Origin of the sequence: Streptomyces sp. NRRL B-24085, from assembly GCF_001282115.1 — a bacterium.
Taxonomy (GTDB): Bacteria; Actinomycetota; Actinomycetes; order Streptomycetales; family Streptomycetaceae; genus Streptomyces.
The window spans coordinates 1-6,480 of sequence record NZ_LJBR01000124.1 but is presented as its reverse complement, the minus strand read 5'-3'; the positions used below and the strand labels follow the sequence as shown (position 1 = coordinate 6,480).

Below are 6,480 nucleotides of genomic sequence, written 5' to 3'. Positions count from 1 at the left end.
ACCTTCACCCTCCCCCCGGCCGCCACGAGTCCGCCCCCGGATCCGGAGCCGTCGTAGGCCGGTTCCGGACAAACGGAACGTCACACACCGACAACACTCCGTCCGGATCGTGAACAGCCCATGGCGCCGCCAGGAGCCTTTGGCATAGAAACGCGGCATGTTCTGGGTTCTCCTTCTGCTGCTGGCCTGGGCCGCCGCCGGCACCACCTGCACGCGGCTGTGCCTCGCCGCCGTGCGCGCGGCGGCCGCGGACACGGACGGCCGGGGACACGATCTGACGCTGTACGAGGCCGCGTTCCTGTCCGGCGGACCGCGGCGGGTCGCCGATCTGACGCTGGTCTCCATGGCCCGGCAGCGACGCCTGCTGCTGGCCCACACCGGTTGGGCGACCGTCGTCGACCCGCGCGGCCGGGACGAGATGGAGCGCTCCGTCATCGGGGCCATCGGGCCGGAGGGGCAGTCCCGGATCGCTCCGGTGCGGGCGGACGCGGCCGCGGCGGCCGCGGTGCGCCGCCTCGCCGACCGGCTCGTGGACGCGGGCCTCGCCGTGCCCGACGGCACCCGCTCCGGCATCGCGGCGGCCGTCCAGCAGGTACGGCTGGCCGCCCTGGCCGTCGTCGCGCTGGGCGCGCTCGCCCTGCTGGTGCCCGACCCGTCGGAGACGCCGCGGCACCTGGTCGCCCTCTGGTTCGCGCTGCCGCTCGCCCTGACCGTCAGCTGCCTGGCCATCGCACGGATGGAGGTCCACCCGTACTCACGCTGGGCTTCCCCGGCGGGACAGCGACTGCTCGGCGCCCTGACCCGGCGCCCCGGCGGCACGGACGAGCGGACGTATCTCACCTCGGTCGCCGTACGCGGCATCAGCGCGGTCGGCGAACCCGACCTTCGCGCCGCGTTCGCCCACCGCGAGCAGCACCACGGCCCGCACCGCGAGGAACGGCGGGAAGACCGGCCCGGCGGACACGGCGCGGAACACCGACGTCCGCACCGGCGCGACTGAACCCGCCCCGGTCGGTGCGGCGCGCCGGGCGCAGGACGACGAGAACCCGCCGGCCCGGCGGACAGCCCCATGAGCTGCTGCCCTGAGGCCGCTCCGCGGTCGGCGGCAAGGGCACACCATCGCTTCCACCACGCAGCGCCGGTGTCCGCACCGGCACGACCGGGCCGCCCCGGTCGGTGCGGCGCGCCGGGCGCAGGACGACGAGAACCCGCCGGCCCGGCGGACAGCCCCATGAGCTGCTGCCCTGAGGCCGCTCCGCGGTCGGCGGCAAGGGCACACCATCGCTTCCACCACGCAGCGCCGGTGTCCGCACCGGCACGACCGGGCCGCCCCGGTCGGTGCGGCGCGTCGGGCGCAGGACGACGAGAACCCGCCGGCCGGGCGGACAGCCGAGTGAGCTGCTGCCCTGAGGCCGCTCTGCGGTCGGCGGCACGCGCACCACCACCTCCCACCGCGGAACACCGACGTCCGCACCGGCGCGACTGAACCTGCCCGGGGGCGCACGGAGGCATTGGGGCCGACACCGGCGGGGCGGTGCTTGCCTTCCCCCACAACCGAACGAAACATCCCTTTTGTCGCTGCCGCGCACCGAAGGGACACCGATGAGAACTCCCGCCCTCTACACGGCCGCCGGGTCCTTGCTCCTGACCGCGCTCGCCGCCGCACCGGCCGGGGGCGCTCCGGCCGCCCCGGGCGCGGCCGAAATCCACGGCACCGCCGTCGCCGCGGCCCGCGCCGGGGCGGCCGGCATCCGCTTCGGCGCCTGTCCCGCGGTGGAGGACCTTCCTGACGGCGTCCAGTGCGGCACGGTCTCCGTCCCGCTGGACTACGCGCGTCCCGACGGCCGGCAGATCCGACTGACCGTCAGCCGGGTGCGGGCCACCCAGAAGGACCCGCGCAACAGCAAGCGCCGGGTGCCCCGGCAGGGCGCCCTGGTCTACAACCCGGGCGGTCCCGGCGGCTCCGGCATGTACTTCCCGCTGGTCGGCGCGCTGCCCGAGTGGAAGGGGCTCGCCGCCGCCTACGACCTGGTCGGCTACGCCCCGCGCGGGGTGGGCCGTTCGGCGCCGCTGTCCTGCACGGACCCCAAGCAGTTCTTCAAGGCGCCCACGCAGGCGCCGGCGCACCCCTCGGAGTCGTACAAGAAGGAACGCATCGCGCAGGCGAAGGCGTACGCGCGCGGGTGCGCGCGGCGGGCGGGCGCGGCCCTGTCGTACTACACCTCCCTGAACAACGCCCGGGACCTGGACGTCCTGCGGGCCGCGCTGGGCGAGCAGAAGCTGACGTTCATGGGGGCGTCGTACGGGACGTACTTCGGCGCGCTGTACGCGACCCTCTTCCCGTCCCACGTGCGGCGGATGGTCTTCGACGCGGCGGTGAACCCGGCCCCGGAGCAGGTGTGGTACCGCAACAACCTGGACCAGTCGGCCGCCTTCGAGGGGCGGTGGGCGGACTTCCGGGAGTGGGTCGCCCGGCACGACGACGTGTACGGGCTCGGGGCCACGGCCGAGGAGGTGCTGCACAGCTACGAGAAGGCGGCCGCGAGGCTGGCCGCCGAACCGGCCGGCGGCAGGGTCGGGCCGGGGCAGCTCCAGGGGGCGTTCCTGTCGGCCGGCTACTACGACGACCTCTGGCCGCACCGGGCGCGGGCCCTGTCGGCGTACCTCAAGGGCGATCCGAAGCCGCTGATCCAGCAGGCGGGGCCGCACCAGGAGGCGGCGAAGGAGGCGGAGAACTCCAACGCGGTCTACACGGCCGTCGAGTGCAACGACGCGTCCTGGCCGACGGACTGGAAGGTGTGGGACCGGGACAACACCCGGCTGGCGAGGGTGGCGCCGTTCGAGACGTGGGACAACGTGTGGCTGAACCTGCCGTGCGCGTACTGGCCCGCGGCCCGGCAGGAGCCGCTGGACGTGCGGACCGGGCCCGGTGAGCTGCCTCCGACGCTGATCCTGGCCGCCGAGCGGGACGCGGCCACTCCGTACGACGGCGCCCTGGAGATGCACCGGCGGCTGTCCGGCTCGGTGCTGGTGACCGAGCGGGACGCCGGCACGCACGGCATCGCGGGCGGCCCCAACCCCTGCGTCAACGGGCACCTGGACGCCTACCTGCTGGAGGGCCGCCTCCCGGTGCGGCGCGCCGCCTGCGCCCCGCACGCCGAGCCCGAGCCGAGGGGCGGCTCCCGGAAGGCGTCCGTCACCCCCGCTCGCTGATCAGGCGAGACCCGCCACGAGGTCGCCGATGTCCTTGCGGCGGCCCGTGTAGAACGGGACCTCCTCGCGGACGTGCATCCGGGCCTCCGACGCCCGCAGGTGGCGCATGAGGTCGACGATGCGGTAGAGCTCGTCGGCCTCGAACGCCAGGATCCACTCGTAGTCGCCCAGCGAGAAGGAGGCGACGGTGTTGGCGCGGACGTCCGGGTAGCCGCGGGCCATCTTGCCGTGGTCGGCGAGCATGCGGCGGCGGTCCTCGTCGGGGAGGAGGTACCAGTCGTAGGACCGCACGAACGGGTACACGCTGACGTAGTCCCGGGGGGTCTCGTCCGCCAGGAAGGCCGGGATGTGCGAGCGGTTGAACTCGGCGGGGCGGTGCAGCGCCATGTTCGACCAGACCGGCTCCAGGGCGCGGCCCAGCCTCGTGCGGCGGAAGAGGTTGTACGCCTCCTGCAACTGGTCGCTGGTCTCCGCGTGCCACCAGATCATCACGTCGGCGTCGGCGCGCAGCCCGGACACGTCGTAGGTGCCGCGGATGGTGACGTCCTTGGCGGCGAGCTGGTCGAACAGCTCCTGGACCTCGTCGGCGTAGCCGGTGCGGTCCTCGGGCAGCACGTCCTTCAGCTTGAAGACGGACCAGAGCGTGTAACGGATGACCTCGTTGAGGTCCTTGGCCAGCTTGCCCTTGTTCGGGACCCTGCCGGACTCGGGGGTGGGGGCGTCGTTGCTCATGGCCCCTATTCTCCCGCTCCGCCGTGCAGACTCTGCACCGGGTTGGCCGTGAGCTCCCGCACGGCGGTGAGGTCGCCCTGGAGCTGGTCCACGGCCGCGTGGGCGCTCGCGACGCAGGCCGGGATGCCGACGCCGTCGTACTGCGCGCCGCACACCGCGAGGCCGGGCAGCTTGGCGACGTGCTCGCGGATGCGGGCCACGCGCGCGTGGTGGCCGACGGGGTACTGGGGCAGGCCGTCGGTCCAGCGGGTGACGCGGGTTTCGAGGGGAGCGGCGTCCAGACCGGTGGCCGCTCGCAGGTCGTGGCGGGAGACGTCCACCAGGTCGGCGTCGTCGCGCTCCAGGATCTCCGTCTCGCCGTAGCGGCCGACGGAGGTGCGCAGGACCACGACGTCCGGGTTCTCCTCCGCGATCCAGCCCCATTTCCGGGAGGCGAACGTGGACGCCTTGATGGTGCGGCCGTCGACCGGCGGGACGAGGAAGCCGCTGCCCTCGGGCAGGGCGGTTTCGGAGCGCCGGTAGGCGAGCGTGACCAGGGCCATGGAGGCGTACTCGACGGTGTCGAGCTCGCCTGCGGCCTCGGGGGCCTCGGCGCGCAGCAGCCGCGCCGCGGCCGGGGCGGGGACGGCGACGATCACGGCGTCGGCGTGCCGGACGCGGTCCCCGGTGACGACCCTCCAGCCGCCTGCCGCCTCGCGGCGCAGCTCGCTCACGGGTGCGCCGGTGACGATCTCGCCGCCGTGCGCGCGGACCGCGTCGGCGACGGCGAGCGGGAGGGTGCCCACCCCGCCCTCGATGCCCATGAAAACGGGCCCGGTCTGCTGGTTCGCGGCCGCCCTCGCCTGGATCTCGCGGACGCCCTCCGTCAGCGAGGCGTGGGTCTGCGCGGCCCGGAAGAGCTGCGGGACCGCTGAGCGCATCGAGATGCGGTACGCGTCGCCCGCGTACACCCCGCCGAGGAGGGGTTCCACGAGGCGGTCGACGACCTCGCGGCCCAGGCGCGCCGCCACGTACGCACCGACCGCCACGTCGTCGCCGACCTCCGTGCGGGGCAGGTCGGCGTCCCGCGCGATGCGGGCGAGGCCCTCGTCGGACAGCACCCCGGCGAGGGCATCGGCGGTGCCGGGGACGCCCATGACGTGGCCCTTGGGCATGGGGCGCAGGGCCCCGCGGGTCCAGATCGAGGCGGTCGCGGTGGCGGGCGGCTGGAGACGCTCGCCGAGGCCCGCCTCACGCGCCAGGGCCACCGCCTCCGGCCTGCGGGCCAGCATCGACTCGGCGCCGAGGTCGACGCGCACGCCCGCGATCTCGCCGGGCAGCAGCTTGCCGCCGACCCGGTCCGACGCCTCCAGCACGGTGACCTGCGCACCGCGCTGCACCAGCCGGTGGGCGGCGGCCAGCCCCGCGATGCCGGCTCCGACGACGACGACCTGTGATCCGCTCATGGCCCCAGCCTCTCAGACCCCACCGACAGTCCACCGGCGGCCCGGTGTCCTCGACGAGTCCTGACCGTGACCGCATCGGGACCGCCCGCGTCCAACGTTCGCGTCCCTTCCGGCGTCGAAGGAGCGTCAGCTGTTCACGACCCTCGGGGGGACGCCCATGCGCGCACCACGTTCACGCCGTTCACGCAGCTCCGTACGGCCCGTCCAGGCCGTGGCCGGACTCCTGCTGGCCGCGGCCCTCGCCCTGACCGGGTGCAGCGGGGCCGGGGGCGGTGACGGCGACAGCGGCAGCCTCGCCAAGGAGGACCGGGCCGCCTCGCAGGCCGACGGGAAGGGCGCGGCCGGCGCCGAGGACAGCGCGGGCGGCAGGCAGGCCACCGCCGCGCCCCAGGTGCCCACGAGCCACATCATCCGCACCGCCACCCTGACCGTGCAGGTCAAGAACGTGCCCAAGGCGCTCGCCGCGGCCCGTACCAGCACCGAGAACGCGGGCGGGTTCGTCGGCAAGGAGACCACCTCCCGGGACGAGGAGGGGCGCGAGCAGACGGAGGTGGTGCTGCGGGTGCCGGTCGAGAAGTACGACGAGGTCCTCGCCGGGCTGGAGGGCGCGGGCAAGCTCCTGGAACGCACCGCGAACGCCCAGGACGTCACCGACCAGGTCGTCGACGTGGAGAGCCGGATCGCGACCCAGCGCGCGAGTGTGGCGCGGATCCGGGACCTGATGGACAAGGCGACCAGGCTGAGCGACGTGGTGACCCTGGAGGGCGAGCTGAGCAGTCGTCAGGCCGACCTGGAGTCGCTGCTCGCCCGCCAGGCGTCCCTGAAGGACCGCACGAGCCTGGCCACCGTCACGCTGTCCCTGTCCGAGTCGCCGGTCGTCAAGGCCGAGGAGGACGACGACCCCGGGGTCGTGGACGCGCTGGCGGGCGGCTGGGACGCGTTCGTGACCATGCTGCGCTGGATCGTGGTCGCGCTGGCCGCGGTGCTGCCGTTCCTGGCCGGGGCCGCCCTGCTCGTGCTGGTGTGGCTGCGGCTGGTCCGGCCCCGGCTGCCGCGCCGGCCCGCCCCCGCGGGCGTCTCGACCGCCCTG

Annotated in this window: 5 protein-coding genes; 3 read left to right on the top strand and 2 right to left on the bottom strand. The window is 74.6% G+C overall.

The genetic code is table 11. The features are described from left to right. The first annotated feature begins 157 nt into the window (after window positions 1-157). Complete coding sequence (locus AOJ26_RS15740) at window positions 158-1,000, top strand: TIGR04222 domain-containing membrane protein (protein ID WP_053848907.1); 843 nt, start codon at window positions 158-160, stop codon at window positions 998-1,000. Window positions 1,001-1,602: 602 nt separating this feature from the next. Then, entirely contained in the window at window positions 1,603-3,213 is a 1,611-nt protein-coding gene (locus tag AOJ26_RS15735; RefSeq protein WP_053848906.1) for an alpha/beta hydrolase, read from the top strand. Here AOJ26_RS15735 and hemQ read toward each other — a convergent pair whose 3' ends face one another. Further along, window positions 3,214-3,945 carry a hydrogen peroxide-dependent heme synthase gene (gene hemQ / locus AOJ26_RS15730; protein ID WP_053848905.1) on the bottom strand — a complete coding sequence of 244 codons (732 nt, stop codon included), beginning with the start codon at window positions 3,943-3,945 and terminating at the stop codon, window positions 3,214-3,216. It lies immediately after the preceding gene. 5 nt (window positions 3,946-3,950) lie between these two features. Continuing rightward, entirely contained in the window at window positions 3,951-5,390 is a 1,440-nt protein-coding gene (gene hemG, locus AOJ26_RS15725; RefSeq protein WP_053848904.1) for a protoporphyrinogen oxidase, read from the bottom strand. A 157-nt stretch (window positions 5,391-5,547) separates the two neighbouring features. On the opposite strand from hemG, the gene AOJ26_RS15720 reads away from it, so the two are divergent. Further along, window positions 5,548-6,480, top strand: a 933-nt coding sequence (locus tag AOJ26_RS15720) for a DUF4349 domain-containing protein (protein ID WP_053848903.1), incomplete at its 3' end; no start/stop codon positions are given.

Excerpts from the sequence above, each read along its gene's own strand:
- hemQ (WP_053848905.1), bottom strand. The coding sequence starts at position 3,945 with ATGAGCAACGACGCCCCCACCCCCGAGTCCGGCAGGGTCCCGAACAAG.
- hemG (WP_053848904.1), bottom strand. The coding sequence starts at position 5,390 with ATGAGCGGATCACAGGTCGTCGTCGTCGGAGCCGGCATCGCGGGGCTG.
- AOJ26_RS15735 (WP_053848906.1), top strand. The coding sequence starts at position 1,603 with ATGAGAACTCCCGCCCTCTACACGGCCGCCGGGTCCTTGCTCCTGACC.
- AOJ26_RS15740 (WP_053848907.1), top strand. The coding sequence starts at position 158 with ATGTTCTGGGTTCTCCTTCTGCTGCTGGCCTGGGCCGCCGCCGGCACC.